The organism is Microbacterium sp. Z11_20 (genome assembly GCF_057197605.1).
The window spans coordinates 655,948-681,455 of sequence record NZ_JBXVOQ010000001.1 but is presented as its reverse complement, the minus strand read 5'-3'; the positions used below and the strand labels follow the sequence as shown (position 1 = coordinate 681,455).

Below are 25,508 nucleotides of genomic sequence, written 5' to 3'. Positions count from 1 at the left end.
GGAGTGATCCGCGGCGCCCCTTCGCCGTGCCTGCGCGCTCGCTAGGGTGTGCGTGTGCCGTCTCGACTCGTCTCCGCGCTCTCCCGTCTCCTCCGCCCTTCGACGCGGCGCGCCGTGGGCCCGAAGCCGGCTTCAGGTGGCGACCCCGGAGGGTCGGGCACGACCGCCACAGTGGAGCTGGTGCCACCAGGCGTGCAAGGCCTGGTCATCGCCTACGCCCCTGATGCGGACGGTGCGCCGGACGCGGGCGAGATCGTGTGGACCTGGGTTCCCTACGAGGAGCGCGACGGTCGCGGCAAGGATCGCCCCGTGCTCGTCATCGGACGGCAGAGCCCCGACCGCGTCTACGCCGTTCGCCTCACGAGCACCGCGCATGACGGCTCCGCCGACTACGTGGCGCTCGGCCCGGGGGAGTGGGACGCCCGGCACCGGCCCTCCTGGGTGGACATCAGCCAGCTCTACAGCGTGCACGAGCACGGCATGCGTCGCGAAGCCTCCGCCCTCGACGCCGCCCGCTTCGCGCGCGTGGCGGCGGGTCTGCGTCGTCGGTACGGCTGGCGCACCGGCGCCTGAGCGCGTTCCGCAAGGTATCCGCGATGCTTCCTGAAGTAACCCTGAAGACGCCCAAATGGGCGCCAGCTGACCGCTAGCGTTGCAAATGCGTTCGGGCCACTGGGGAGTGGCGAGAACGGCAAAGACGGACTGCCGAATGCACGCAATCGGATTCGAACCGCCTGGGGGTTGCGGGAGAAGCTGAGCGAGTGCGGCAGACCGAGCTGTGACCGGGGCGACCCGGGAACAACCAAAGCCCCCGGCCGACATCCGCAAGGATGCCAGCCGGGGGCTTCACTACGTATGCCGGGGCCGGATGTGGTCGCCGCATGAGCGCTGCCGTCGCCGAGCCGTCCACTCACCGCCGCCGCCGCGTCAGCCGGACGCTCATCCTGTCGCTGGGGATCTTCATCATCCCGTTCGCGCTCGTGCTCGCATGCAACAGCTGGGGGCCCCTCACCGAGGACACAGCGGTTCGAATGGCGTTCGCCGCTGTCGCCGGCCGGACCATCGCAATCCTCGCCGCCGCCGCCGCACTCGGCGTCACACTCTGGGAGAGGCGATGGCGGCAAGTCCCGCTGTTTGCGTTCGTCGCTGTCCTGGTGGCCTTCTACCCGCTCGGCGGTATGGCCTCTGACGGCGAGCTTCTGCTGACCCGCCTCGAACTGGTTGCGGAGGTCGACCGACTCAACCAGTGAGCCTGATAGCCGGCGGTTCTGGCGGCGACGCGCGGGTTCAACCTGCGGATACTCGGTGGTGGGCGATACCGGACTCGAACCGATGACCTCTTCCGTGTGAAGGAAGCGCGCTACCAACTGCGCCAATCGCCCGTCGGCCCCGCAGGGCCGTGGTCGATATTACCGGATGCCGCGTCCGCCGCTGACCGCGTGGCCCGGCGACACGCTCGGGGCGTGCTGGTTTGAAGGAGGGGTCGGGATGGGATAAAGTCATTCGAGTGCCCGGGGAAACCTGGATACGCGGATGTAGCGCAGTTGGTAGCGCACAACCTTGCCAAGGTTGGGGTCGCGAGTTCGAGTCTCGTCATCCGCTCGAGTGGATCGCCACCCGGGGAAACCCGAAAGCCGATCACGACACGTGGGTCGAACCACACACGGTGGCGTGGCCGAGCGGCTAGGCACCGGCCTGCAAAGCCGTTTACACGGGTTCGAATCCCGTCGCCACCTCCACTCACATAACCGAATAGCCTTTTAGGGCGCGATTGGCGCAGCGGTAGCGCGCTTCCCTGACACGGAAGAGGTCACTGGTTCGATCCCAGTATCGCGCACAACAAAACCCCCGGATTTCCGGGGGTTTTCTGCGTTGTCGGCGTGCGTCCGCCCCCCCGGTTCGGGGCAGCGCTGGTGAAGATCACACGCTCCTTATCGCGCGCGGCGCGTGGTTGGGCTACCTTCAGGTTCAGGCCGCCACCGCGAACAACCTGTCGCGAGAGGGCCCTCCACGTCATGGTGGCTCATCGCTCCCGGGAGCGATGAGCCACACCCAGTGCTAGCCGTATGCAGCCTTCGACCGACCACTGAAACAGGAATCGAAATGGGTGAACTTCTGACAAGTGAGGCGGGTGTCTACCTGGCGTCTCTCGTCTTCGGCATCGGTCTGGGCCTCCTCATCAAGGCGGAGTCCCGCCGGGCGTGGGTGGGCTTCGTTCTGGTCTTTGTCGTCTTCCTCGCTCTGATCTGGCCGTACCTTACGCGGGCGGTGTGGGCTGGCCCACTGTTGGTTGTCGCGCTAGGTGTCACGGCATTGTTGTCCGCCGCGGCGGAGCATGGGTCCAGCCCATTGGCGGTCGGCGAACCGTACTGGCGAAAGGTCCTCCTCCTCTTCATCCACGGCCGGAAGGTCAGCGCCGCGGCGAGATCTGAGCGTCAGGAAGAGCTCCAGGGAACCTCAGCGCTCCGCAATGGCACGGCTGACACGCCAAGCTGAGCCGACCCCCTCCGGATTGCGGCGTCGCGGTCACCGCAGGTACGCGTCGATGACGAGAGGGCCGCGGATGTCGCGGAGGGTGTCCACGACGCGATCGACGCGGCGCTGCCCGAGCGCGTTCAGCTGCAGGTCGTAGGGGCCGAGCTTCTCCAGCTTCCCCGTCCGGATGCGCACGACCTCCCATCCCGCGGTGCGCAGCAGCCGATCCTTCCTCCGGTCGGACTGCTCGCGAGCGCCGACGTGCTCGAGCCCGTGGCGGCCGGTGCTGTCGTACTCCACGGCGATGTGCAGCTCCGGGAGGAGGATGTCGGGCCAGACCTCGAGGTGCTCGAAGAAGGGTCGCGCGGTGCGGACCGCGTTGAACCCTGGGGTGAGAGCCAGGCGCGCGAACAGCTCCGCACGCAGCCGTGCTTCAACGGCCGACGCGGGTTTCGGTGCGCATTCGCTCACGAACGCGTCACCCGCGGGCAGCTCCGGCGTCTTCGCGCAGAGCACTCTCTTCGCCTTGGGCGGCCGGGGCGGGGAGTCCGGCGTTCGGACGGGCACGGGCCTGGCCAGCGCGGCGCAGTCCGGGCACCAGGCCGACCGGCGGCGTTCCCGCCCCGGCCGGCTGCGCTGCTCGGCGGGTGTCGCGGCGAATCGGTGACCGGCATCGCACTGCCAGCACAGCAGCACGTCAGCGGCCGGAGGGATCTGCGTGAGGGTGATCCCGGCGTTCAGGTCGGGATGGTACAGCCGGATCAGCATCGGGTACGGCGCCCATGCCTCGCGATACGTCCCCACCGGATACGGCACGTCGGCGCCCTTGGAGAACTGCCGACGCGCCCACCACAGCTCGACGCGCTCCGCCATGCGCGTGACCATAACGCCAACCACCCCCAGGCACGCGGCTCCGGCTCGACGTCGCCGCAGACGCTTCGGGGTGCGGTGGCCATGTCGTCGCTCACACCTAGGGTCGGGGTGGCAGGAGGCAGGGCGGTGGGGACGAATCGGCGATACGCGCATCGCGTCGACGCGCGCATGGATGACCGCATCCTCGAGCGCGTCTCACGCGATGGGCCGCTGCAGACGCTGTCTCCGGGGGAGCTCGAACTCGACCGGCATCCGCTCACCATCACGCCGATCCCCGAACCCGTGCGGGCGTGGGTGCGCTTCGGCGATAGCCCGGTGCGGGTGGATGCGGAGGCCCTGCGATGGACGCCGCGGGCCATCGGCATCCGGTTCCGGGTGGGCGAGACGCAGATGCGGACGTGGGTATGGGCCTCGGCGGTCGAACGCCCGGCCGGCTCGAACCCGCCGGCCTGAGAGCGAGATTCGTTTCACACGGGCGGTTCAGCGCCACGGCCGGGTTCGCCTCACGGGCGGGTTCGCCTCACGGCCGGGTTCGCCTCACGCGCGTCGGCCGCGAACGGTGAGCACGCCGAGACCGACGATGACCAGGAGCAGGATGACCGCGAGCCCGCCCATTGCGGCGAGCGGGGTGACCACGAGGGTGGCCACGCCGATTCCCACCGCGGGCACGCTCAATCCGAGGTAGGAGACCAGGAAGAGCCCCGCGAGCGCCTCGCCCCGCCTCTCCGGGGCCGCCCCGGCCGATACCGTGCCGATCGCGGCGGTGAAGAGCATGCCGGCGCCCGCACCGGCGAGGATGCCGCCGACGAGGAAGGCCGGCAGGCTGACGGACGCCATTCCGACGACGAGCACGACGAGGCCGGCCGCGAGGGCGGCGAGTCCATAGAGCCGTCGGCTCGCGAGCGCCATCCGGGTCGTCGCGGTCTGGGCCACCGCAGCAGTGGCGAAGACGACGAAGACGACGCCTCCTGCGACCGCGCGGGACGACTCATCCAGAGACCCGGCGATGAACCCCGGCGCGACCGAGGTGAAGAGTCCGAGCAGGGCGAACGCGACGAATCCCGAGGCCAGCGCGCCCAGGAACGCCACGCGATCACCGTGCTGCGCGCTCACCCGCTGCGGACGGTAGCGCGGCTTCACGAGGCGCTCCTCGACCGTCTCGGGGGTGAGCAGCACCCCGATGACGCTGAGTACGAGCAGGACGGCGAAGACCACGTACGGCGTGGTCAACGGGGCGTCGACGTACTGTGCGAGCAGGCCCGCGATGAGCGGCCCCGAGCCGATGCCACCGAGGTTGGCGGCCGTCGAGACGATCTCGAAGCGGCGCTTGGACGCATCGGGCCGGTGCTTCGCGTGCAGGTCGTGCAGGTGCGCCGTCGCGGTGGCGGTCAGCATCCCGATCCCGAGTCCCGAGAGGAGGCGGGCGACGAGGATCGCCCACAAGTCCGGAACCGTGAGGAAGAGGACGGCAGCGGCCAACTCCAGCGCGAGGGCGGGAAGGAGGATCTTCTTCCGCCCGACCCAGTCGGAGACATGTCCGGCGAGCATCAGGCTGACGATGACCCCCACCCCGTACGCCGCGAAGATGATCGTGATCGTGAACGTGGAGAACCCGTCGCGCTCCTGGTACAGGGGATACAGCGGCGCAGGCAGGGCCGAGAACGCCATCGCCACGAAGAACGCGAACGCGATCATCCAGAACCCGGCGTGATGGCGCACATGCGTACGCGTCCGTCGGTGGAGGGCAGGGTGGATCGGGACGGGTGCGGTGGCAGCGGACACGCGGGGCTCCAGAAAAGTGGTGGGATCACCAGCCTGCGCTTCGGTTTCGATCAAGTCCAACGCCTAATCCCGGTGATGATGATCGCGATCGGCGATAATTGCCCGATGGAGTTACGCCACCTGGAGTATTTCGTCGCCGTCGCCGAGGAGCGGAGCTTCACCCGGGGGGCGGCGCGGGTGCACGTCGTGCAGTCGGCGGTCTCAGCGGCGATCAAGTCGCTGGAGAAAGAGCTGGGCGCGGTGCTGCTGGAGCGCAGCACCAAGCGCGTGGAGCTCACGGAGGCCGGGGCAGCACTCCTCGTGGAGGCGCGCAAGACCCTGCAGGCTGCCGCAGATGCGCGGGATGCGGTCGGCGCTGTGCAGGGCGGAATCCGCGGCACCGTCCGGATCGGGACGATGACGTCGGTCGGGATCGTCGATCTGGCCGCCATCCTCGGGCGGTTCCGTGTGCGGCACCCTCACGTCTCGGTGCAGGTGACGGCGGCACCGAGCGGGGGTTCGCAGGGGCTCGTCGAAGCCCTGGGGGAGAGGCGACTCGACCTGGCACTCGTGTCGATGCCCGGAGGTCGCCCGGCCTCCATCGAGCTGGTCGATGTCGCCCGGGTACCCATCGACCTCATCGTGCCGACCGGGCACGCGCTGGCGGCGCACGGCTCTGCGCGGCTCGGCGACCTCGCTGGTCTCGACTTCATCGACTCTCCCGTCGGCTACGGCAATCGCACGCTGGTCGATCGGGCCTTCAGCGACGCCGGAGTGTCCCGCCGGGTGACCATCGAGGTCGCGGACGTGGGGACCATCAGCGACTTCGTCGGGCATGGGCTCGGAATCGCCCTGCTCCCGCGGTTCGCCAACCGCGCCGACGCGGCGGTGAGCACTGTTCCCCTCCTCGACGCCGAGCTCCTGTGGCCGATGTCGCTCGCCAGTCCGGCAGATCGTCGTCCAAGCGCGGCAGCGGCGGCCCTGATCGAGCTCATCCGAGAAACGCTCGCCGACACCCGCTGAGGGCTGCATCCCTCTCCGACGCGCACGCGCTTCGCGGCGCCGCCGGGTCTGGCAGAGTCGTGGGGGTACACGCGTGCCCCCCAGACCCCGAACGGAACCCCCGATGCGCAAGCCGATGATCCCGACGCTCACTCTTCTCGCCGCCGCGGCTGTCTTCGCGTTGACCGGATGCGGCGGACCCGCCGAACCGAGCCCGACCCCGACCCCGACGCCGAGCACGTCGGCCAGCCAGGAGCCCACGACGGAGAGCTCGGCGCCCGCCGGCGGGGAGCAGACCGTCGAGGAGGCATGCCTCATCGCGAACGACACCATGGCGTCGGTCCAGGAGGACGTGAACGCCGCGCTCACCGATCCGTCGGACCAGGCCGCCGTGATGTCAGCGCTGGAAACCATCGAGACCGGCCTCGGCGACGCCGCGGGGCAGATCACGAATAACGAGGTGGGAACGGCCCTCAGCGCCTTCCAGGCTCAGTTCGCGTCCTTCGCCGATCAGCTGGTGGCCCTGCAGTCAGGCACACCGACCGAGGAGCAGGTCGCCGCAATGCAGACGGCCGCCGCCGACCTGCAGACATCCGCGGAGGGCATGCGCGACATCTGCGGCTGAGCGGCGATGCGGGTGCTCACTCCGCGTCGTCGGGCCGGTCGGTGGCGCCCCAGGGCTGCTCCCAGCGGTAGGTGACGTCCTCGTCCACCGCGTCGCTGCGCGAGGCGGGGTCGATGGAGAGGAACAGCGCCGTGCCACGCAACCGGTACGCCAGGGCGTTGACCCCCATCCGAGCGCCGCGCACAGGTCGCGTACGGCGCCGTGAACGTCCAGCCACAGCGTCACACCCGTCGCGTCCACGGCCCCCGCACACATCGCGCCGGTGCGGACGCGATCACCCGCGCCGCGGGTTCCGGACGGTGACGTCGCCGCCCAGTACCACGGCACCCGACCAGAGCGCCGAGGCGCCCTCTCAGCCCTTCACGGCCCCCGACGTGAGCCCCTGGACGATGTACTTGCTGGCGAAGGCGAACAGCACCATGGTCGGGATGATCGTCAGCACGGCGGCGGCGGTCATCGAACCCCAGTCGATGTTGTAACTGGTGATGAACCCGTTCAGCGCCGTCGGCACCGTCTTGTTCGCGTCCGATGTCAGCAGCGTGACGGACAGGAACAACTCGTTCCAGCAGCTGACGAAGTTGAAGATGAACGCGGCGACGATCCCCGGGGTCATGACGGGCACGATCACCCGGAACAGCGCCGTGATGCGGCTGCATCCGTCGATCATCGCCGCTTCTTCCAGGGCGTCGGGAACGTTCTCGAAGAACCCGCGCAGCAGGATCGTGGAGAACGGTATGCACATGGCGATGTACACCAGCACGAGTCCCGTCCGGTCGTTGACGAGGTTCAGGTCGACCATCAGCTGGTAGAGCGGACCGAGTGCGATGAAGCCGGGGATCATCTGGGTGACGAGGAACGCCATCAGCACCGTCGTCTTCGCGCGGAACTCGAAGCGGGCCAGGATGTACCCCGACAACAGCGAGATCAGAGTGACCAGTATCGCGGCCACGACGGACACGATGATGCTGTTGAGCAGGTACGTGCCGAAGTTCGACACCCGGAACAGGTTCTCGAAGTTCTCGAACGAGAACGTCTGCGGCCAGTACTCCACCGGGAAGGCGTAGATGTCGTTGCGGGGCTTCAGCGCCGTCACGACGATCCAGTAGAGGGGGAAGAGGGTGATGACCAACCAGATCCCCAGCGCCACGAAGCGCACGATCTTGCTGGTCCGGGACTGTGTGGTGATCACCGGGAGACCTCCTTCTTCTCCCGCGTCGCCAGCAGGTAGAACACCGCGAAGATCGCGAGGACGAGCATGACGATCAGGCCGAGGGCACTGGCGCGCCCGAACTCTCCCTGCTGGGTGGTGGCGATCATGTAGCTCGTGACGATGTGCGTGCGACCCCCGGGACCCCCGGCGGTCATCCCGAAGATGAGATCCGGGAAGTTGAAGATCCAGATCGTTCGCAACAGCACGGTCAGCGCCAAGGTGGTGCGGATGTAGGGGATGGTGACGTTCCAGAAGACGCGCAGCTTCCCCGCACCGTCCAGCGCCGCCGCCTCGTAGAGCTCATCGGGCACCGACTGCAACGCGGCGAGGATCATGATGGCGAAGAAGGTGACGCCGTACCAGACGTTGGCGATGATCACCGCGGGCATCGCCAGCGCCGGCGTCGCCAGCCAGGGCAGCGGACTGTCGACCAGGCCCGACCGCATCAGCAGGTCGTTGATGACGCCGAACTCGCTGTTGAACATCCAGCGGAAGAGGATGCCGATGAGAAAGCCCGAGATCGCCCACGGGAAGAACACCAGCGCCTGGTACACACCGCGGAAACGGAACTTGCGCCGCATCCACAGGGCGAGTGCGAAGCCGATCACGAACTGCGGCACGATCGACCCGACGACCCAGACGATCGTGTTGCCGACGGTGTTGTAGAACAGCGGGTCGGACAGGACGGCGCGGAAGTTCTCCAGGCCGGTCCAGGGCTGCTCGGTGACGTTGTAGATCGTCCAGGTGCGGAATGCCCCGAGGCTGCCGGAGACCATCGGGTAGTAGGTGAAGACGGCAACGAACAGGAATGCGGGCGCCAGGAACAGAGCGATCGTCCCCGCGCGGCGGCGCGTGAACGCCCGCCGCCGCGAACCGCGATCACCCGAGGGGCGCTCGGGAGCGGCGTCCGCGGGGGGACGCCGCTCCCGGAGTGTGTCGACCACGCGTGTCAGCTCTCGGACGCGTACTTCTCAGACCAGAAGACATCCCACCCGGCCAGCAGGTCCTCCGTGGTGAGGTCACCGAGCAGCACCGACTGCAGTTCCCGGTCGGCCTTCTCTTCCCACTCGGTCCACCACGCGACGCCACGGGGCTGGATGACGGTCATGTACGTCTCCGGCTGCTCGTTCATCGCGACGTACGTCGCCCACGGGCCCTCGCTGAAGAACGGGTCGTCCTGCGCCGAGGTCACGATCGGAATGAGCGAGTTGCCCTTCGCGAAGGTGAGGGGAGCCTCGCCGGAGGAGAGGAACTTCACCAGCTCGACGGCTTCTTCCTTGTGCTCGCTGCTCTCGGCGACACCCCATCCGGCCGAGGCGAGCGGCTGTGCCGCCTTGCCGGAGGGTCCGACGAGCAGCGGCGTGGTGCTCCACTGGTCTTCGGTGAGTGTCGAGTCGTCGCGGATCGTCGCGATGACTTCGGGATCCTGCAACAGGAACGCCGTCGAGCCGGACGCGAAGCCCTGCACCATCTCCGGGTAACCCCACGCGATCGACGAGGGCGGGGAACCGGTCTGGAAGAGCTGCACATAGTCGTCCATCGCCTGCTGCGCCTCGGGCGTCGAGAAGACCGTGGACCCGTCCTCGAGAAGGAACGCGCTCTCCGGGTCGATCAGGTCCGCCGCGTAGGCGGTGATGATGGCGGCGGCGTTGGAGGCACCGTTCGTACCGCCGCGGAACGCGTAGCCGTACGTGTTCGACGACGGGTCGTTGATGGCCGCGGCCATCTCGATCATGTCCTCCCAGCTGTGGGGCGGCTCGTCGAAGCCTGCCTCGGCGATGAGGTCGGTGCGGTAGAAGAGGCTCAGCCCGTAGAAGCCATAGGGGATCAGATAGGTCGGACCCCCCTCGTTGGCGAAGGAGGCGGCGTTCGGGGTGAGTTCGTCCCAGCCCTCCCAGTCCTCGAGGTCGGCGCTCATGTCGTAGATCCAGTCGTTGGCCGTGAACGGGCCCACGGTCGAGTCCTGCACCTCGAGCACGTCGACGCCGTCCCCCGCCTGCAGCATCTGCTGCACGGTGGTGAGGGCCTGCTCGTTCGGGGGCGAGACGAGCTCCACGGTGACTCCGGGGTTCTCCTCCTCGAACTGCGTGATGAGCTCTCCGAGAATTTCCTGCCGTACCGGGTTGGTCAGCGTCTCGACCATGCGCAGGTTGACCGTGTCGTCTCCGGACGACCCCGCGCATCCTGTCAGGGCCAGGGCACTGGCCGCGGTGACGGCTATCGCCGCACTCATCCGCTTATTCATCTGTTCCTCCGATTGTCGTTAGGGCTTCGTTGCACTCAAGGGTTGATCGCCGTCTCACCGGCGATCGGCGGGTTAAGAGGGGGAGAGATCGGCCACGGCCTGCTCGAGGCTGCCACCGGTGGCGGTTCTGGCCCGGTGGCCGGCGGCGATGACGGGCACGCCGCGCTCGATGAAGCGGGCGTAGTCGTCCGCGGTGTTGTATACGTGGGCGGACAGGCGCAGGAACCCGCGGCCTCCCCACGAGGTGATCGCCGTCTCGAAGCCGAGGCGGGCGAGGGCGGCCGACAGTACGTGCGCGTCGCTCGGGCTGGCCACGAGACCGGGCGGCAGGGCGACGAGGCGCATCATCGGCGCCGGGGCGGCGACGTCCACGGCAGCGGATTCATCCACGGCCTCTTCCAGGGCGGCGGCGACGCTCGCCTGCGCCTCGGTGGCGAGCCGCGTCGAGTAGTCGCGCACCTGGTCCCAGCCGAACTCCTCTTCGATGAGGCGAAGGGCGTGCGGCGCGGCGAGGTAGGAGGTGAGGTCGACGGTTCCCTGCGTGTCGAAGCGCATCGGGAAGGGATGCGGCGCGCCCCACGAGTCGATGATCGGGAAGAGCGCGTCCGAGATGCGCGGCGACGCGACGAGCGCCGCCGTGCCGCGGGGGGCGCAGGCCCACTTGTGCAGGTTTCCGATCCAGTAGTCGACGTCTTCGTCGTCCGCGGGCCTGTCCAGCATCCCGGGGGCGTGTGCGGCGTCCACCAGGAGCGGAACACCGTGCTCGCGCAATCGACGGGCGATGTCGCCCACGGGGAACACCCGGGCGGTGGCGGATGAGATCTGATCCACGATGACGAGCGCTGTGCGCTCGGAGAGGGCGTCCACGAGCGCGTCCGTGACGTCGTCGTCCGATGCCTCCAGGGGGATGGACACTTCGGTCACGACGCCGGAGGCCCGCCGGGCGGTGCGCTCGGCCGCCATCCGAACGGCCCCGTAGGCGTGATCCGTGACGAGGATCTCGGCTCCGCGCGGCAGGTCGAGGGATTGGAGCACGACGGACACCCCGGCGCTGGCATTGGGCACGAGCGCCGTCTGCTCGGGATTCGTACCCAGGAACTCCGCGATGCTCTGGCGCGCTTCCCCCACGCGAGTCGGCAGGCGGGTGAACCATCGGCCCGGCGCGGCGTTCATGAGCCGGATCAGCGCCAGCTGGTGGTCTGTGGTGGCCGTCGGGACGGCGCCGTACGACCCGTGATTCAGATGGACGGCTTCCCTGTCGAGCGCCCACAGGTCACGCGCCGGCACGCCGCTCGCCGACAGCGGCCTGTCAAGCGCCACCAGCGGGTCGGGCTTCATCACATGCACCGCACTTTCACAAGTCATAAGACCTCAGGGGTCTCCCGCAAACATTAGGGCGACGGAGCTGACCGTGTAAACCGCTGCTTGCCGCCATATCGAACTTCAGCGCCAATTTGACATAGGGCTAGTCATCTGATGACTATCGCCCGAGACTGGCTGTGAGCACCGCAGAGAGGTTGCCCATGACAGTGATGATGACGGCCCTCAACGGGCTTCGGCAGATGATCTCGTCCGGCTCGCTCGCGCCCGGGCAGCAGTTCCCGCCCGAGGCAGAGCTCTGCCGCGAACTCGACGTGTCCCGCAGCTCCCTGCGCGAGGCGGTCCGGGTCCTGGCCACCCTCGGCGTCATCGAGGTGCGGCACGGATCCGGAACCTATGTGTCGCGGCTGAACCCCGCCGACATCATCCGCGGGTTCTCGTTGACGGTCGACCTCCTCCCACTCGAGGGGCTGCTGCAGCTCTTCGAGATCCGGCGGGCGTTGGAGGGAAACGCCGCGGCGCAGGCTGCAGCCCGCGGCCCGGACGATCTCGTCGCGCGCCTGTCCCAGCTGTGCGACGAGATGGAGGTCAGCGCCGACGGTGATGTCATCGCGGAGCTGGACGACGCGTTCCACCAAGCCATCTGCATGGCGGCGGGCAACCCGACGGTGACCTCTCTCATCAGCGTCGTCCGCTCGCGTGGACGTCACTACCGGATCTTCGATTCCGGACCCGCCGCGCCCGCCAAGCGGGCCAGTGACGAGGGGCACCGCGCCATCGTCGAAGCCCTCGCGCGGCGCGATCCCGCGGCGGCCACGGCGGCGGCGGCCTCCCACGTCGCCCGAACGGAGTACTGGCTCTCGCGCCTGCAGCCCGCCCCGGAGACGTGACGCACCTCGGCGTCGATTCGCCCGGCGCACGGCGGTAGACTCGCGCCATGGAACCCCGGATGCTGCGTGCCCCTGGCGCTGCCGCATCCGCGCGTGCCGAAAAGCGAACGTCCGGCGCCTGAGCGGGCGGGGCGCACGTGCGCCCGAAGCTGAGACATTCCCCGGCGCGGGCACCCGATGAGTGGCCCGGTAGCCTTGATCCGAGCCACCCCAGGAGAGTCCCTTGACTGATGCCGCCTCTGCGCCGGATGTGTCCTATCCCGCCGACGGGTTCGCCCTGTTCCCCGACCGCTCCGTCGTCGCTCTGCGCGTCAACGGCGAGCTGAAAGACCTCGCCACGGTCGTGACGGCCTCGGATGAGGTCGAACCGGTGACCCTCGGCAGTCCTGACGGGCTCGCGATCCTCCGCCACTCCACGGCGCACGTGCTGGCTCAGGCGGTGCAGCGCATCGATCCCCAGGCGAACCTGGGGATCGGGCCGCCGATCACCGACGGGTTCTACTACGACTTCGCCGTCACCGAGCCGTTCGCGCCCGAGAGCCTCAAGGCCATCAAGAAGGAGATGGAGCGCATCGTCCGCGAAGGACAGCGCTTCATCCGCCGTGTGGTGACCGATGACGAAGCGCGCGCGGAACTCGCCGGCGAGCCGTTCAAGCTCGAACTCATCGGTCTGAAGGGCGGGTCATCCGCCGCCGAGGGCGCGGATGTGGAGGTCGGCGGCACCGAGCTGACCATCTACGACAACGTCAACCGCGACGGCGAGACCGTGTGGAAGGACCTCTGCCGCGGCCCTCACGTGCCGAGCACGCGCATGATCGGCAACGGGTGGGATCTGACCCGCGTCGCCGGAGCCTATTGGCGCGGCAGTGAGAAGAACCCGCAGCTGCAGCGCATCTACGGCACCGCGTGGCCGACAAAGGACGAGTTGCGCGCCTATCAGCACCGTCTCGAAGAGGCGGGCAAGCGCGATCACCGCAAGCTCGGCAAGGAGCTCGACCTCTTCTCCTTCCCCGACGAGATCGGCTCCGGCCTGTCGGTGTGGCATCCCAAGGGCGGGGTGGTCCGCGGCGAGATGGAGCAGCACGCACGACGCCGCCACATCCAGGGCGGTTACACCTACGTGTACACGCCGCACATCTCCAAGCAGGACCTCTTCCTGCAGTCGAACCACCTCGTCACGTACAAGGAGGGCATGTTCCCGCCCATCACCTTGGACGAGGAGCGCGACGCGGCGGGGGAGATCACGAAGCAGGGCGTCGACTACTACCTCAAGCCGATGAACTGCCCGATGCACATCCTCATCTACAAGGAACGCGCACGCAGCTACCGCGACCTGCCGATGCGCCTCGCCGAGAACGGGACGGTCTACCGTAACGAGCTCTCGGGTGCGCTGCACGGCCTCACCCGCGTCCGGGGGTTCACGCAGGACGATTCGCACCTGTTCGTCACCCCCGACCAGCTCGAGGCGGAGACCACCCGCGTGCTCGAGTTCGTCATCTCGATGCTGCGCGACTTCGGTCTGGACGACTTCGAACTCGAGCTGTCGATGCGCGACGACGAGAAGTCGAAGTGGATCGGCACCGACGAGTTCTGGGAGTACTCGACCGGCGCGCTGCGGAACGTGGCTCACTCGAGTGGCCTCAAGGTAACCGAGGTGCCGGGGGAGGCGGCCTTCTACGGGCCGAAGATCGACCTGAAGACCAAGGACGCCATCGGACGCACGTGGCAGCTGTCGACCGTTCAGGTCGACGTCAACCTGCCGGAGCGCTTCGACCTGGAGTACACCGGACCGGACGGCGAGAAGCACCGCCCGATCATGATCCACCGCGCCCTCTTCGGTTCGATCGAGCGGTTCTTCGCGATCCTGCTCGAGCACTACGCCGGCGCGTTCCCGGTGTGGCTGGCCCCCGTCCAGGCGGTGGGCATCCCGGTCGCCGACGAGTACGCCGACTATCTCGGGGACATCGTCGATCGCCTTCGCACCGATGGCGTGCGTGCCGAACTCGACCACAGCGACGACCGCATGCAGAAGAAGATCCGCACGCACACCACCCACAAGGTGCCGCTTCTGCTCATCGCCGGTGAGCAGGACCGCGCCGCCGGTACGGTGTCGTTCCGCTTCCGTGACGGAAGCCAGGAGAACGGTGTGCCGGTCGACGATGCGGTCCGCCGCATCCGTGAGGCCATCGACACGCACGCGCTCGTGAACACCGCGGAGGACCTCGCGTGAGCACAACGCCGGATGACGACGCGCGGCTGGTGGCTGCCGCCGAGTTGCCCGGCGTGCCCGACGAGTTCCAGCGGCTGTGGACACCGCACCGGATGGCGTACATCCAGGCGGGCCCGGAGCCGCTGCGCGAGGTCTGCCCCTTCGATGAGGCACCGCTCAAGAGCGACGAAGACGGCCTGATCGTCGCGCGCGGGAAGACCGCGTACGCGCTCTTGAACCTGTTTCCGTACAACTCGGGGCACCTTCTGATCTGCCCGTACCGCCACATCGCGACGTACGACGAGGCGACGACGGAGGAGGTGGCCGAGATCGGCGCGATGACGCAGACCGCGATGCGCGTGCTGCGGTCGGTGTCGCGGTGCGACGGGTTCAACATCGGTATGAACCAGGGTGCGGTCGCCGGCGCCGGCGTCGCCGCCCACCTGCATCAGCACGTCGTGCCGCGGTGGGCGACGGATGCGAACTTCTTCCCGATCATCGCCAAGACCAAGGCGCTGCCGCAGCTGCTCGGAGAGGTCCGCCAAGCCGTCGCCGACGCCTGGCCCACCCCTGACCCAGTCGCGTAGGGTCCCTTCGACAAGCTCAGGGACCGGTCTGCGCTGAGCCCCTCGGCGCACCCGGTCGCTGAGCCCCTGGACGCACCCGGTCGCTGAGCCTGTCGAAGCGCCCGGAGCCACGGACCGCGTGGGGTCCCTTCGATGAGCCGGGGGCGAGTCGGGGGTGGGGTTAGCGTGAGGGCATGAGCTCCCTCTCGCCCCGCCGCACGCGTGCCGCCGGCCTTCTCGCCCTCGCCGCGGCCGCGGCCCTCGGCGTCTCCGCGTGCACGGCCGTCCAGCCCGCTCCAGAGCCCTCGGACACGCGGGAGCCGGTGGCGGAGGAGACGGCCCCGGCGACGGCCACCTCGGCACCCGCCGCCGACGCCCTGGCCGAGCGCGACGAGTTCTTCGCCGCACAGGGACAGCCCAGCGATGGCTCGCTCCCCACCCCGCAGACGCCCGAGCAGCAGGAGTTTCTCGCGCAGCAGCGTGCCTACATCGAATCCCAGGGCGGCACGTGGGACGAGGTCTACGACGGGGTCGCCCTCGCCGTGACGCTCGACGCCTGCGAGACGTCGATCCTCAACGGCCACGAGGTCGACGCCGAGACCGCGCGCATGCACATCGACAGCTCCCCGCTGATCACGGAGATCGCCGGTGGAGACCCCGCCGCCACCCAGGGGCTGGCGAGCATCATGGTCTTCGGCACCGCGTTCATCTGCCCCACCGACGCGCCCCAGTGGGAGGCCGCGTTCGACACCCTGTACGGCTGAGGCTCAGCGCACCTGCCGCACGGTGAACTGCATCCGCGGGTGCGCGTAGGCCTCCTGCGACTCGACGAGCTGCAGCTCCCGCTCTCCGGAATCGAGCGTGCGCTGGAGCAGGTCGAAGACGCTGGATGCGGTGCGCGCGAGGGCGTCCGCGGCATCCCGGGTGCGCACGTAGTGTGCCGTGAAGAGCGCGGCGGTCACGTCGCCCGACCCGTTCGCCTTCATCGGCAGCAGCGGCGTCTGCACGATCCATGCGCCCGCGTCATCGGCTACGAGCATCTCGATGGTGTCGGACTCGCGGTCGGGGCGCTCCACGCTCGTGACGAGGATCGTCCGCGGTCCCATCGCGCGCGCCGCGTCCACCGAGGCGAGTGTGGACTCCAGCGTGTCGGGCTCGGTGCCGGTGAGAAAGCCCAATTCGAACTGGTTCGGCGTGATGATGTCGGCGACCGGCACCACGCGCTCGCGCAGCAGTTCCGGGATGGCCGGGGCCACGAAGCATCCCGACTTGGCGTTTCCCATCACCGGGTCGCACGCGTAGAGCGCCTCCGGGTTCGCGGCCTTCACGCGGCGCACGGCATCGACGATGACGTCTCCGATGCCCTCGCCGCCCTGGTACCCCGAGAGGACGGCGTCGATCTGCGGGAACACGCCCCGCTCCTCGACACCGGTGATCACCGCGGCGACATCGGACGGGTCGATCAGCGGGCCCCGCCAGGCGCCGTACCCGGTGTGGTTGGAGAAGTTCACGGTGTACACCGGCAGCACGTCGACGCCGATCCGCTGGAGCGGGAAAACAGCAGCCGAATTGCCGACGTGGCCGTACGCGACGGCGGACTGGATGGAGAGAATCTTCACGGGAACATCATCCTCTGGATGGGGACGCGGCGCGCGCGGCAGCGGCGAGGTCACTCGCCAGCGTCGCGGCCGAGCCGTCGTCGAGATCGTGCACGGTCAGTCGTAGGTGGGTGCTGACACGGCCGGGGGAGAGCGAGAACTCGTCGCCGGTGCGGGCGAGCCAGCCGCGGCGCATGAGTTGCTCGGAGACCGCCCGGGCCGGCGCCTGCACGTCGACCCACAGATTCAGCCCGTCTCCGGCCTCGCACGCGATGCCGTGCGCGCGCAGCCGCGCGGCGAACGCTCTGTTGCGCTCGGCGTAGTGCTCGGCCGCGCGCTCGATGGCCGCCGAGACGTCGGGGTCGGCCACCTGAGCGTGCGTCAGTCGCTGCAGGAGATGGCTGACCCACGTGGTCCCGGGTCGTAGCCGCAGCGCGAGCTGCTCCGCCGTCTCCGGGTCGGTCGCCGTCACGGCCAGGCACATGTCGGGACCCAGGAACTTCGACACCGATCGCACGAGCGCCCAGCGCCGGTGACCGGGACCGATCAGCGACGTGTAGGGCCGCCGCGAGAGCATCGCGTAGTGATCGTCCTCGATGACGAGGACGTAGGGATGCTCTGCCAGCACGCCGCGGAGTTCTTCCGCGCGCTGCGGTGACAGACTCGCCCCCGTCGGGTTCTGCGCGCGCGGCGTGCACAGAACGGCCCGCGCGCCGGCGTCCACGGCGGCACGGAGGCCCTCGACGGTCATCCCCTCCTCGTCCACGGGTACGGCCACGGGGCGGTAGCCACCGACGCGCACCGTGTGCATCGCCGAGAGGAAGCAGGGGTCTTCCAGCGCCACCGCGTCATCGCGGGTCAGCGCTTGCGACAGCAGGCGCTCCACCGCATCCACCGCGCCGTTCGTGACGGTCACCCGGAGGTCTTCCGGCAACAGGTCGGCCGCGAGCCATCCTGCGGCCCACTTCTCCAGGTCGGCGTCGACGACCGGCTCGCCGTACAGCACGGGGCGACCGACGATGCGGCTCAGCGCCGGCGTCGGGTCGGGGATGAGCGCGGGGTCGGGGTTTCCCGTACCCACGTCGCGCAGCACGGTGTCGGCGGCGAAACCCTCCTGCGCGATGGGGCCGGGGTCGGCGATGCGGGTCCCACCGCGCCCCCGCGTCACGGCGATGCCGGCGGAGACCAGCAGCCGGTAGGCGGCGACCGCCGTGTTGCGGTTGACACCGAGTTCGGCGGCGAGGGTGCGAACGGGAGGAAGCGCATCGCCGGCGCGGAGTGACCCGCGCTCGCGCAGGCCGCGGATGCTCTCGGCGATGTCGGCCGCCGACCTCCCGGCGATCTGCGTGTCCATACGTGTCCTCCGGTACTGATCCTAAGACGTGGAACATGCTATTTTCTGGCCTAGGTCAATCAGCGTCCCGCGGCACCCGGCCGCTCCAGGACAGGGCCCCTCGAAAGGATCTCGTCGTGAGCTCGATCGGAACCTCGCGCGTGAAGCGCGGACTGGCGGAGATGTTGAAGGGCGGCGTCATCATGGACGTCGTCACCGCCGACCAGGCGAAAATCGCCGAAGACGCCGGCGCGGTCGCCGTCATGGCGCTCGAGCGGGTACCCGCCGACATCCGCGCGCAGGGCGGCGTCGCACGGATGAGCGACCCCGACCTCATCGACCAGATCATCGCCTCGGTATCCATCCCGGTGATGGCGAAGGCGCGCATCGGACACTTCGTCGAGGCGCAGGTGCTGCAGGAGCTCGGCGTGGACTACATCGACGAGTCGGAGGTGCTCTCGCCCGCCGACTACGTCAACCACATCGACAAGTGGGGCTTCACGGTTCCGTTCGTCTGCGGCGCGACGAACCTCGGCGAGGCGCTCCGACGCATCACCGAAGGCGCGGCGATGATCCGCTCCAAGGGCGAGGCCGGCACCGGCGACGTCTCCGAGGCGACCAAGCACATCCGCACGATCACGGGCGAGATCAACAAACTGCGCTCGATGACCAAGGATGAGCTCTACGTCGCGGCGAAGGAACTGCAGGCGCCGTACGAGCTGGTGGCCGAGATCGCCGAGACCGGCGCGCTGCCGGTCGTCCTCTTCACCGCGGGAGGCGTGGCCACGCCCGCCGACGCGGCACTCATGATGCAGCTCGGCGCAGACGGCGTGTTCGTCGGATCCGGCATCTTCAAGGCGGGAAACCCCGCTCAGCGCGCGGCGGCCATCGTCCGCGCCACGACGTTCTTCGACGACCCGTCGGTCATCGCCGACGTGTCGAGGGGACTCGGCGAGGCCATGGTCGGCATCAACGTCGCCGACCTGGCCGCACCCCACCGCCTGGCCACGCGCGGCTGGTAACGGTGGCGCACCGGCCTCGCGTCGGCGTCCTCGCGCTGCAGGGCGACGTCCGCGAGCACACCCGCGTCCTGACCGGCCTGGGAGCAGATGTCGCACTCGTGCGCCGGCCCGAGGAACTCTCCGTCGTCGACGGCCTGGTCATCCCCGGCGGGGAATCGAGCGTCATCGACAAGCTGTCGCGCACCTTCGGGATGCAGCAGCCCATTCGCGACGCGATCGCCGGAGGCATGCCGGTATACGGCACCTGCGCCGGACTGATCCTCCTCGCCGACCGGATCACCGGCGGGATCGCCGGGCAGGAGACCTTCGGCGGACTGGACGTCGTGGTCGCGCGGAACGCCTTCGGGAGTCAGGTCGAGTCGTTCGAGACCGATCTGGACGTCCAAGGGTTCAACGGGCCCGTCCATGCCGCCTTCATCCGTGCGCCGATCGTCGAGCGGGTGGGGGAGCGGGCGCGTCCGATCGCCGCGCTTCCCGACGGCCGAGTGGTGGCCGTGGAGCAGGGTGTTCTCCTCGGGACGGCATTCCACCCGGAGGTGTCGGGGGAGACCCGGTTCCACGAGCGGTTCCTCGCGCACGTCCGCGCGCGCGGATGACGTCGGCGGCGCGTCCTAGGCTCGCGGCATGACCGAGTGGGTGGTGCTGCTGCGCGGCGTCAACGTGGGCGGGATCACGGTGCGCAGCGCCGACCTGCGCGAGACCCTCGAGGATCTCGGACTCTCCGGGATCCGCACGGTCCTCGCCAGCGGCAACGCGACGTTCACGAGCGGCGACCGACCGAGCGAGCGCGACGCGCTGAAGAGGCGGGTCGAACGGGCCCTCCGCGACCGGTTCGCGTACGAGGCCTGGGTGCTGCTGTTCACCCGCCCGGCGCTCGCCGCGGCCGCGACGGACTTCCCGTTCGACGCGACCGACGACGCCCGGCAGCCGTGGCTGCTCTTCTGCGCGGATGACGCGACTCGTGACGAGCTCGTCGCCGCCGCCGCATCCCTCGATTCCGCCATCGACCCCGTCGCCGGCGGCCCCGGCGTCGTCTACTGGAACCCCCCGAAAGGCTCCAGCACCGATACGGCGTTCGCGAAACTCATCGCCAAGCGCACCTATAAGGAGCGCACGACGAACCGGAACTTCCGAACAGTGCTCAAGATCCTCGCGTGAGCGCCACCAGACGCGTGAACGCCTCGAGAGTGCGTTCGATGTCGTCCTGCGTCGTCACCCACGACGACATCGAGCAGCGCAGCACCGCATGCCCCGCCCACACCGCTCCGGTCACAGCGGCGGTTCCCTCCGCGAGGATCGCCGCTCCGAGCGCCCGGGTGTCCGCGTCATCGTCGAGGCGGAACATCACCTGCGTGTAGGCAACGTCATTCATGATCGTCACGCCGGGGATGCGGCGAAGCCCGGCCTCCAGCGCACGCGCGTGGGTGTGCAGTCGCTCGACCAGGTCAGCCACCCCCGACCGGCCGAGGCTCCGCAGCGCGGCCCACACCGGAACGCCGCGGGCGCGCCGCGACAGCTCCGGGGTGACATCCCACGGGTCGAGACTCGAGTACATGAGGTAGTCACCGCCGGTGCGGAACACCGCGATCGAGTCGGCGGGATCCCGCACGATCGCCATGCCGCAGTCGTACGGCACGTTCAGGGTCTTATGCGCGTCGGTCGTCCATGAGTCCGCATCGGTCATGCCCGCAGTCAGGTGCGCCAGGGCGGGGGATGCTGCCGCCCACGCCCCGAACGCACCATCCACATGCACCCAGGCGTCGCGCGCTCGTGCCAGGGGGATGAGTTCCGCGAAGGGGTCGAACGCGCCGGAGTGCACCTCTCCGGCCTGCACGCAGACGATCACGGGGTCACCGCCGCACAGCGTGAGCGACTGCTCGAGCCCATCCGGCAGCATCCGACCCTGGTCGTCCCCGGCGGCCACGACGATGTCGTCCTCGCCGATGCCGAGGAACCGCGCGGCGCGATCGACCGAGCCGTGCCGGTCTGCGCCGACGACCAGTCGCACCCGCGGCGCACCATGCACACCCTGCCGGGCGATATCCCATCCGCGCCGCCGCAGCACGGCCGCGCGGGCGGCGGCCAGGCAGACGAAGTTCGACATCTGCGCGCCGGTGACGAACCCGACGGATGCGCCCGATGGGAGCCCCAAGAGGTCGAGGATCCACTCGCCGGCGACGCGCTCGAGGGCGACCGTCGCCGTCGTCATCGTGCTCGATCCGGAGTTCTGATCCCACGTCGACACGAGCCAGTCGGCCGCGAGAGCTGCCGGCAGCGTGCCGCCGATGACGAAGCCGAAGAACCGGCCGCCGGGGATGGCGACCAGCCCCGGATCGGCCCCCTCCGCCATGTCGGTGACGACGGCTTCGGGCGGCATCCCTTCGTCCGGGAGGGCGCCCCCGAATCGTGCGAGCATGTCGTCGAGGGTCGCCCGAGGCCACACCGCCCGCTCGGGCAGGCTCGCCAGGAAGGCGGAGGCCGCTGCGTGCGCGGCGTGCAACGCTTCATCGCGTTCGTCCACGCCGACAGTGTGGACCCGCCTCGCCCAACCAGCAAGACCCGTCCCCGCGGCCCCGTCCGCCGCATCCCCGCCGCATCCGCCGAGTGCACGACCTCCCGCCGAGCGCACGGCGTATCGGCGCAGAAATCCCGTGCGCTCGGCAGGAACCCGTGCAGTCAACGACTCGCCGGGACCCGCGACCCGGGCCGAGGACACCGCGTGTGTGCGAGGCGAGAGGGCCCACGCGTAGAATTGGCTCCATGTCCGGCCACTCCAAGTGGGCGACCACCAAGCACAAGAAAGCCGTCATCGACTCTCGCCGTGCCAAGTCGTTCGCCAAGCTCATCAAGAACATCGAGGTCGCCGCCAAGATGGGCGGCGCCGATCTCGCGGGAAACCCCACGCTGTACGACGCCGTACAGAAGGCGAAGAAGACCTCCGTCCCCAACGACAACATCGACCGCGCCATCAAGCGCGGTGCCGGAATCGGCGGCGAAGCGGTCGAGTACACCTCGATCATGTATGAGGGCTACGGCCCGAACGGCGTGGCGCTCATGATCGAGTGTCTGACCGACAACAAGAACCGCGCGGCCGCGGAGGTGCGCACGGCGCTGAGCCGCAACGGCGGGAACCTCGCCGATCCCGGGAGCGTCGCGTACAACTTCACCCGCAAGGGCGTGATCGTCGTCTCCGGCGAGGCCACCAGCGAGGACGACATCATGATGGCGGTGCTGGACGCCGGCGCGGAGGAAGTCGAGCCCCACGGCGACGGATTCGCCGTCGTCACGGAGGCCTCCGACCTGGTGACGGTGCGCACAGCTCTGCAGGACGCGGGAATCGACTACGAGTCGGCAGACGTCGAGTTCGTCCCGAACCTCAAGGTCGAGATCGACGCCGACACCGCCCGGAAGGTCTTCCGCCTCATCGACGCCCTCGAAGACAGCGACGACGTGCAGAACGTCTTCAGCAACTTCGACCTCACGTCCGACGTGCAGGCCGAGCTCGAAGAAGACGACTGAGCAGGCGCGCCTGCCACCCGCCGTCTTCCCCCGCGCTTAGCGTGGGGGAGTGACCTCCCGCCCGTCCCTCCGCGTGCTCGGCGTCGACCCGGGGCTGACCCGGTGCGGCGTGGGGATCGTGGACGTCGCACCCGACCGCTCGGCACGACTCGTGCATGTCGGCGTCATCCGATCCGCCCCCGACCTGCCGATCGAACTCCGGCTCGCGGCGATCGCCGCGGGCCTCCGCGAGGTGCTCGATGCGCATTCGCCCGATGTCGTGGCTGTCGAGCGGGTGTTCGCCCAGGACAACCTGCACACGGTCATGGGAACGGCGCAGGCCAGCGGCATCGCCCTCATGCTGGCAGGCGAACGCGGGCTCCGCGCGGCCACCCACACCCCGAGCGAGGTGAAGGCCGCGGTGACCGGCTACGGCTCCGCCGACAAACGACAGGTGCAGACGATGGTGGCGCGCGTGCTGCGCCTGGACGAGCTCCCGCAACCCGCGGATGCGGCGGACGCCCTCGCCCTGGCCCTCTGCCACGCCTGGCGATCCGGACCGGGAAGTGCGTCGACGACGACCGGTGCCCTTACCCCCGCCCAGAAGGCCTGGCGCGACGCGGAGCAGCGCACTGTGCGTGTCGGTCGAACAAAGATGCGAACCCGCCCGTAGGCTCACTGCATGATCTCCTCCGTCACGGGCACGGTCGCGCACGTCGACGACGACGCGATCGTCGTCGTCGTGGGTGGGGTCGGCTTCACGGTCGCCGTCGTCCCGCAGCTGGCTCGCGCATCGGCCATCGGCTCCGACATCCATCTGCACACCAACCTCATCGTGCGCGAAGACGCCCTGTCGCTCTTCGGATTCGAAACCCGCGAGGAGCTCCTCGTGTTCGGCCAGCTCCTGAGTGTGACCGGCGTGGGTCCGAAGTCGGCCCTCGGCGTGCTGTCGTCCCTCACCGTGCCGCAGATCGCCGAGGCCGTGACGGCAGACGACGACGCGCCGTTCCGGCGCGTGTCGGGGATCGGCCCGAAGACGGCGAAACTCATCGTCGTGCAGTTGGCGGGCAAGCTCCTCGCGCCGCGCACCGCCGCACCCGCCGCCGCACGCCCGAGCGGTACCGTCCCGGCGCAGGTCGCCCAGGCCCTGGTCGGGCTGGGCTGGTCGGAGCGAGTCGCGATCGAGGCGGTCGCGAGCGTGTCCGACGGAGCATCCGACACCGACCGCGCGTCGGTTCAGGCGCTCCTGCGCCTGACGCTCGGGATGCTGGGACCTGCGCGCAGGGAGCCCGCCGGTGGTTGACGTGCATGACGCCGGGACGCCGGAGGACGACAGCGAACTCGCGATCGAGGGAGCGCTGCGGCCCACGTCGCTCGCCGACTTCGTCGGCCAGCACAAGGTGCGCGGGCAGCTGCAGTTGCTGCTGGACGCCGCCCGCATCCAGCAGCGTTCCCCCGACCACATCCTGCTCTCCGGCCCTCCGGGGCTGGGCAAGACCACCCTGGCGATGATCGTCGCCCATGAGAGCAGCCGCCCGCTGCGACTGTCCAGCGGCCCCGCGATCCAGCACGCCGGCGACCTGGCCGCCCTGCTGTCGAGCCTCACACCGGGGGAAGTGCTCTTCATCGACGAGGTGCACCGGATGGCCCGTTCGGCCGAGGAGATGCTGTACCTGGCGATGGAGGATTTCCGCATCGACATCATGGTCGGCAAGGGCGCCGGCGCCACCAGCATCCCGCTCGATCTGGCGCCCTTCACCCTGGTGGGCGCAACCACCCGCTCGGGCCTCCTGCCCAATCCGCTGCGCGATCGCTTCGGGTTCACGGCACACCTGGAGTACTACGAGCCCGCCGAGCTGGAGCGGGTGGTGGAGCGTTCGTCGGCGATGCTCGGCGTCCCGCTCCCTCCGCGCGCCCGCGCCGAGATCGCCCAGCGCTCCCGGGGCACACCCCGCATCGCGAACCGGCTGCTCCGCCGCGTGCGCGACTACCTGGTCGTCCACGACGCCCTGGATGCCGACCTGGCAGCGGTGGGCGCCGCGCTCGACCTGTACGACGTGGACTCGATCGGTCTGGACCGCCTCGATCGCGCGGTGCTGGACGCTCTCGTGCGGAGGTTTCGCGGCGGCCCGGTGGGGCTGTCGACCCTGGCCGTGGCCGTCGGCGAGGAGGCGGAGACCATCGAATCGGTGGTGGAGCCCTACCTCGTCCGCATCGGTTTCATGGGCCGAACGCCCCGCGGTCGTGTCGCGACCCCGGCTGCTGCCGCGCATCTGGGAGTGCGCGCGGACGACGGTGCGCTTCGACTGCATGACCTATAATCGCTGAAGGCTATCGCCGCCCTCTTCCCTCCTCGAAGGCAGTGCCGCAGCGGCGCGCCGAAACCGAAAGGTGCCCCGACTCATGGAACTTGCGGAATTCTTCGCCAATTACGGGCTCATCATCCTGCTCGTACTCCTCCTGGTCTTCATGTTCTGGAGCTCCCGCCGCCGGATGCAGAAGCAGAAAGAGGAGCAGGAGGCCAAGGCACGCCAGACCGTTCCTGGCGCCGAGGTCCTCCTCCAGGGCGGCCTGTACGGCACGATCGTCGAGTACGACGCCGACGACCTGGACAAGCCCGCTCGCGTCGAGATCGCTCCGGGCGTCGAGATCAAGGTGCACAGCCAGGCCGTGCTGCGCATCGTGAACCCCACCGAGGGCTTCGTCACCGAGGACGACTTCATCGAGTCCGAGGAGAGCGAGGCCGAGTACATCGCCGGCGTTGCCGACCGTGACATCACCTCGATCAGTGACGACCAGAAGCGCTCGCACGACCTCGACGGGGAGTCCAAGGACAAGCCCCAGGCCTGATCCCCCGTTCGCCGTACAGAGAGCCGAATAC

The 25,508-nt window shown here is 69.2% G+C and carries 28 protein-coding genes and 4 tRNA genes; 21 read left to right on the top strand and 11 right to left on the bottom strand.

The annotated features are described in order from the left end of the window. Nucleotides 1-54 precede the first annotated feature (54 nt). Together AC2DFQ_RS03295 and AC2DFQ_RS03290 are read left to right on the top strand one after the other, a co-directional pair. Complete coding sequence (locus AC2DFQ_RS03295; RefSeq protein ID WP_484532929.1) at nucleotides 55-573, top strand: type II toxin-antitoxin system PemK/MazF family toxin; 519 nt, start codon at nucleotides 55-57, stop codon at nucleotides 571-573. A 308-nt stretch (nucleotides 574-881) separates the two neighbouring features. Next, entirely contained in the window at nucleotides 882-1,250 is a 369-nt protein-coding gene (locus AC2DFQ_RS03290; protein ID WP_484532928.1) for a hypothetical protein, read from the top strand. 56 nt (nucleotides 1,251-1,306) lie between these two features. On the opposite strand, the gene AC2DFQ_RS03285 is transcribed toward AC2DFQ_RS03290, so the two are convergent. Continuing rightward, nucleotides 1,307-1,382: transfer RNA gene (locus AC2DFQ_RS03285), tRNA-Val, on the bottom strand. 147 nt (nucleotides 1,383-1,529) lie between these two features. Here AC2DFQ_RS03285 and AC2DFQ_RS03280 point away from each other — a divergent pair. From AC2DFQ_RS03280 to AC2DFQ_RS03265, 4 genes are all read left to right on the top strand, one after another. Next, a tRNA-Gly gene (locus AC2DFQ_RS03280) sits at nucleotides 1,530-1,602 on the top strand. A gap of 63 nt (nucleotides 1,603-1,665) precedes the next feature. Beyond that, a tRNA-Cys gene (locus AC2DFQ_RS03275) sits at nucleotides 1,666-1,739 on the top strand. A gap of 26 nt (nucleotides 1,740-1,765) precedes the next feature. Further along, nucleotides 1,766-1,837: transfer RNA gene (locus tag AC2DFQ_RS03270), tRNA-Val, on the top strand. A 266-nt stretch (nucleotides 1,838-2,103) separates the two neighbouring features. After that, nucleotides 2,104-2,496, top strand: coding sequence for a hypothetical protein (locus AC2DFQ_RS03265; protein ID WP_484532927.1), 393 nt, complete (start codon nucleotides 2,104-2,106; stop codon nucleotides 2,494-2,496). Between the two features lie 30 nt (nucleotides 2,497-2,526). Here the strand turns inward: AC2DFQ_RS03265 and AC2DFQ_RS03260 are convergent, their stop codons facing one another. After that, nucleotides 2,527-3,348 carry a zinc-ribbon domain-containing protein gene (locus tag AC2DFQ_RS03260; protein WP_484532926.1) on the bottom strand — a complete coding sequence of 274 codons (822 nt, stop codon included), beginning with the start codon at nucleotides 3,346-3,348 and terminating at the stop codon, nucleotides 2,527-2,529. A 108-nt stretch (nucleotides 3,349-3,456) separates the two neighbouring features. Between AC2DFQ_RS03260 and AC2DFQ_RS03255 the strand changes: the two genes are divergently transcribed. Beyond that, nucleotides 3,457-3,801, top strand: a complete 345-nt coding sequence (locus AC2DFQ_RS03255; protein WP_484532925.1) for a hypothetical protein — start codon at nucleotides 3,457-3,459, stop codon at nucleotides 3,799-3,801. Nucleotides 3,802-3,885: 84 nt separating this feature from the next. Here AC2DFQ_RS03255 and AC2DFQ_RS03250 read toward each other — a convergent pair whose 3' ends face one another. Beyond that, a complete protein-coding gene (locus AC2DFQ_RS03250; RefSeq protein WP_484532924.1) occupies nucleotides 3,886-5,067 on the bottom strand; it encodes an MFS transporter in 1,182 nt (393 codons plus the stop codon). Between the two features lie 168 nt (nucleotides 5,068-5,235). Between AC2DFQ_RS03250 and AC2DFQ_RS03245 the strand changes: the two genes are divergently transcribed. Then, nucleotides 5,236-6,132 carry a LysR family transcriptional regulator gene (locus AC2DFQ_RS03245; RefSeq protein WP_484532923.1) on the top strand — a complete coding sequence of 299 codons (897 nt, stop codon included), beginning with the start codon at nucleotides 5,236-5,238 and terminating at the stop codon, nucleotides 6,130-6,132. Between the two features lie 103 nt (nucleotides 6,133-6,235). Beyond that, nucleotides 6,236-6,736, top strand: coding sequence for a hypothetical protein (locus tag AC2DFQ_RS03240; RefSeq protein WP_484532922.1), 501 nt, complete (start codon nucleotides 6,236-6,238; stop codon nucleotides 6,734-6,736). 16 nt (nucleotides 6,737-6,752) lie between these two features. Here AC2DFQ_RS03240 and AC2DFQ_RS03235 read toward each other — a convergent pair whose 3' ends face one another. From AC2DFQ_RS03235 to AC2DFQ_RS03215, 5 genes are all read right to left on the bottom strand, one after another. After that, nucleotides 6,753-6,905: a hypothetical protein gene (locus AC2DFQ_RS03235; RefSeq protein ID WP_484509271.1), complete on the bottom strand. Its 153-nt coding sequence runs from the start codon at nucleotides 6,903-6,905 to the stop codon at nucleotides 6,753-6,755. Nucleotides 6,906-7,088: 183 nt separating this feature from the next. Further along, nucleotides 7,089-7,925, bottom strand: coding sequence for a carbohydrate ABC transporter permease (locus AC2DFQ_RS03230; protein ID WP_484509272.1), 837 nt, complete (start codon nucleotides 7,923-7,925; stop codon nucleotides 7,089-7,091). Continuing rightward, on the bottom strand, nucleotides 7,922-8,890 hold the full coding sequence (locus AC2DFQ_RS03225) for a carbohydrate ABC transporter permease (RefSeq protein WP_484509273.1): 969 nt from the start codon (nucleotides 8,888-8,890) through the stop codon (nucleotides 7,922-7,924). The genes AC2DFQ_RS03230 and AC2DFQ_RS03225 overlap by 4 nt, the downstream gene beginning before the upstream one ends. Before the next feature lie 5 nt (nucleotides 8,891-8,895). After that, nucleotides 8,896-10,179 (bottom strand): ABC transporter substrate-binding protein, encoded by a 1,284-nt coding sequence (locus AC2DFQ_RS03220; protein WP_484532921.1) that lies wholly within the window; start codon nucleotides 10,177-10,179, stop codon nucleotides 8,896-8,898. Between the two features lie 84 nt (nucleotides 10,180-10,263). After that, a complete protein-coding gene (locus tag AC2DFQ_RS03215; RefSeq protein WP_484532920.1) occupies nucleotides 10,264-11,529 on the bottom strand; it encodes an aminotransferase class V-fold PLP-dependent enzyme in 1,266 nt (421 codons plus the stop codon). 185 nt (nucleotides 11,530-11,714) lie between these two features. On the opposite strand from AC2DFQ_RS03215, the gene AC2DFQ_RS03210 reads away from it, so the two are divergent. The 4 genes from AC2DFQ_RS03210 to AC2DFQ_RS03195 all read left to right on the top strand — a co-directional run bounded on the left by AC2DFQ_RS03210 (nucleotide 11,715) and on the right by AC2DFQ_RS03195 (nucleotide 15,940). Continuing rightward, a complete protein-coding gene (locus tag AC2DFQ_RS03210) occupies nucleotides 11,715-12,401 on the top strand; it encodes a FadR/GntR family transcriptional regulator (protein WP_484509276.1) in 687 nt (228 codons plus the stop codon). Between the two features lie 223 nt (nucleotides 12,402-12,624). Continuing rightward, the gene (gene thrS / locus AC2DFQ_RS03205; RefSeq protein ID WP_484532919.1) at nucleotides 12,625-14,631 is read left to right on the top strand and encodes a threonine--tRNA ligase; all 2,007 of its coding nucleotides are present in this window, start codon (nucleotides 12,625-12,627) and stop codon (nucleotides 14,629-14,631) included. Further along, nucleotides 14,628-15,197, top strand: coding sequence for an HIT family protein (locus AC2DFQ_RS03200; protein WP_484532918.1), 570 nt, complete (start codon nucleotides 14,628-14,630; stop codon nucleotides 15,195-15,197). Before thrS ends, AC2DFQ_RS03200 begins: the two co-directional genes overlap by 4 nt. A 173-nt stretch (nucleotides 15,198-15,370) precedes the next feature. After that, on the top strand, nucleotides 15,371-15,940 hold the full coding sequence (locus AC2DFQ_RS03195) for a hypothetical protein (RefSeq protein ID WP_484532917.1): 570 nt from the start codon (nucleotides 15,371-15,373) through the stop codon (nucleotides 15,938-15,940). Between the two features lie 3 nt (nucleotides 15,941-15,943). Here the strand turns inward: AC2DFQ_RS03195 and pdxY are convergent, their stop codons facing one another. Continuing rightward, the gene (gene pdxY / locus AC2DFQ_RS03190) at nucleotides 15,944-16,795 is read right to left on the bottom strand and encodes a pyridoxal kinase PdxY (protein WP_484532916.1); all 852 of its coding nucleotides are present in this window, start codon (nucleotides 16,793-16,795) and stop codon (nucleotides 15,944-15,946) included. Nucleotides 16,796-16,802: 7 nt separating this feature from the next. Beyond that, complete coding sequence (locus tag AC2DFQ_RS03185) at nucleotides 16,803-18,128, bottom strand: aminotransferase class I/II-fold pyridoxal phosphate-dependent enzyme (RefSeq protein ID WP_484532915.1); 1,326 nt, start codon at nucleotides 18,126-18,128, stop codon at nucleotides 16,803-16,805. Nucleotides 18,129-18,244: 116 nt separating this feature from the next. Here AC2DFQ_RS03185 and pdxS point away from each other — a divergent pair, with 116 nt between their 5' ends. The 3 genes from pdxS to AC2DFQ_RS03170 are packed head-to-tail and all read left to right on the top strand — an operon-like array spanning nucleotide 18,245 to nucleotide 20,287. Then, nucleotides 18,245-19,129, top strand: coding sequence for a pyridoxal 5'-phosphate synthase lyase subunit PdxS (pdxS, locus tag AC2DFQ_RS03180; RefSeq protein ID WP_484532914.1), 885 nt, complete (start codon nucleotides 18,245-18,247; stop codon nucleotides 19,127-19,129). Between the two features lie 2 nt (nucleotides 19,130-19,131). Further along, a complete protein-coding gene (gene pdxT, locus AC2DFQ_RS03175; RefSeq protein ID WP_484532913.1) occupies nucleotides 19,132-19,725 on the top strand; it encodes a pyridoxal 5'-phosphate synthase glutaminase subunit PdxT in 594 nt (197 codons plus the stop codon). 28 nt (nucleotides 19,726-19,753) lie between these two features. Further along, complete coding sequence (locus AC2DFQ_RS03170; protein WP_484532912.1) at nucleotides 19,754-20,287, top strand: DUF1697 domain-containing protein; 534 nt, start codon at nucleotides 19,754-19,756, stop codon at nucleotides 20,285-20,287. Here AC2DFQ_RS03170 and AC2DFQ_RS03165 read toward each other — a convergent pair. Further along, entirely contained in the window at nucleotides 20,271-21,650 is a 1,380-nt protein-coding gene (locus AC2DFQ_RS03165; RefSeq protein ID WP_484532911.1) for a pyridoxal phosphate-dependent decarboxylase family protein, read from the bottom strand. The two genes, AC2DFQ_RS03170 and AC2DFQ_RS03165, sit on opposite strands and share 17 nt — an antisense overlap. Nucleotides 21,651-21,889: 239 nt before the next feature. Here AC2DFQ_RS03165 and AC2DFQ_RS03160 point away from each other — a divergent pair, with 239 nt between their 5' ends. The 5 genes from AC2DFQ_RS03160 to AC2DFQ_RS03140 all read left to right on the top strand — a co-directional run bounded on the left by AC2DFQ_RS03160 (nucleotide 21,890) and on the right by AC2DFQ_RS03140 (nucleotide 25,477). Beyond that, nucleotides 21,890-22,648 (top strand): YebC/PmpR family DNA-binding transcriptional regulator, encoded by a 759-nt coding sequence (locus tag AC2DFQ_RS03160; RefSeq protein ID WP_484509286.1) that lies wholly within the window; start codon nucleotides 21,890-21,892, stop codon nucleotides 22,646-22,648. A 49-nt stretch (nucleotides 22,649-22,697) separates the two neighbouring features. Continuing rightward, nucleotides 22,698-23,300 (top strand): crossover junction endodeoxyribonuclease RuvC, encoded by a 603-nt coding sequence (gene ruvC / locus AC2DFQ_RS03155; protein ID WP_484509287.1) that lies wholly within the window; start codon nucleotides 22,698-22,700, stop codon nucleotides 23,298-23,300. 9 nt (nucleotides 23,301-23,309) lie between these two features. After that, nucleotides 23,310-23,930: a Holliday junction branch migration protein RuvA gene (ruvA, locus tag AC2DFQ_RS03150; RefSeq protein ID WP_484532910.1), complete on the top strand. Its 621-nt coding sequence runs from the start codon at nucleotides 23,310-23,312 to the stop codon at nucleotides 23,928-23,930. After that, nucleotides 23,923-24,948 (top strand): Holliday junction branch migration DNA helicase RuvB, encoded by a 1,026-nt coding sequence (ruvB, locus tag AC2DFQ_RS03145; protein WP_484532909.1) that lies wholly within the window; start codon nucleotides 23,923-23,925, stop codon nucleotides 24,946-24,948. Before ruvA ends, ruvB begins: the two co-directional genes overlap by 8 nt. A gap of 82 nt (nucleotides 24,949-25,030) precedes the next feature. Then, nucleotides 25,031-25,477 (top strand): preprotein translocase subunit YajC, encoded by a 447-nt coding sequence (locus AC2DFQ_RS03140; protein ID WP_484509290.1) that lies wholly within the window; start codon nucleotides 25,031-25,033, stop codon nucleotides 25,475-25,477. Nucleotides 25,478-25,508 lie beyond the last annotated feature (31 nt).

Coding starts and splice junctions, on each gene's coding strand:
- AC2DFQ_RS03195 (WP_484532917.1), top strand. CDS start 15,371: ATGAGCTCCCTCTCGCCCCGCCGCACGCGTGCCGCCGGCCTTCTCGCC.
- AC2DFQ_RS03265 (WP_484532927.1), top strand. CDS start 2,104: ATGGGTGAACTTCTGACAAGTGAGGCGGGTGTCTACCTGGCGTCTCTC.
- AC2DFQ_RS03160 (WP_484509286.1), top strand. CDS start 21,890: ATGTCCGGCCACTCCAAGTGGGCGACCACCAAGCACAAGAAAGCCGTC.
- AC2DFQ_RS03235 (WP_484509271.1), bottom strand. CDS start 6,905: ATGGGGGTCAACGCCCTGGCGTACCGGTTGCGTGGCACGGCGCTGTTC.
- AC2DFQ_RS03215 (WP_484532920.1), bottom strand. CDS start 11,529: ATGAAGCCCGACCCGCTGGTGGCGCTTGACAGGCCGCTGTCGGCGAGC.
- AC2DFQ_RS03260 (WP_484532926.1), bottom strand. CDS start 3,348: ATGGCGGAGCGCGTCGAGCTGTGGTGGGCGCGTCGGCAGTTCTCCAAG.
- AC2DFQ_RS03170 (WP_484532912.1), top strand. CDS start 19,754: ATGACCGAGTGGGTGGTGCTGCTGCGCGGCGTCAACGTGGGCGGGATC.
- AC2DFQ_RS03240 (WP_484532922.1), top strand. CDS start 6,236: ATGCGCAAGCCGATGATCCCGACGCTCACTCTTCTCGCCGCCGCGGCT.
- AC2DFQ_RS03140 (WP_484509290.1), top strand. CDS start 25,031: ATGGAACTTGCGGAATTCTTCGCCAATTACGGGCTCATCATCCTGCTC.
- AC2DFQ_RS03245 (WP_484532923.1), top strand. CDS start 5,236: ATGGAGTTACGCCACCTGGAGTATTTCGTCGCCGTCGCCGAGGAGCGG.
- AC2DFQ_RS03220 (WP_484532921.1), bottom strand. CDS start 10,179: ATGAGTGCGGCGATAGCCGTCACCGCGGCCAGTGCCCTGGCCCTGACA.
- AC2DFQ_RS03210 (WP_484509276.1), top strand. CDS start 11,715: ATGACAGTGATGATGACGGCCCTCAACGGGCTTCGGCAGATGATCTCG.
- AC2DFQ_RS03185 (WP_484532915.1), bottom strand. CDS start 18,128: ATGGACACGCAGATCGCCGGGAGGTCGGCGGCCGACATCGCCGAGAGC.
- AC2DFQ_RS03290 (WP_484532928.1), top strand. CDS start 882: ATGAGCGCTGCCGTCGCCGAGCCGTCCACTCACCGCCGCCGCCGCGTC.
- ruvA (WP_484532910.1), top strand. CDS start 23,310: ATGATCTCCTCCGTCACGGGCACGGTCGCGCACGTCGACGACGACGCG.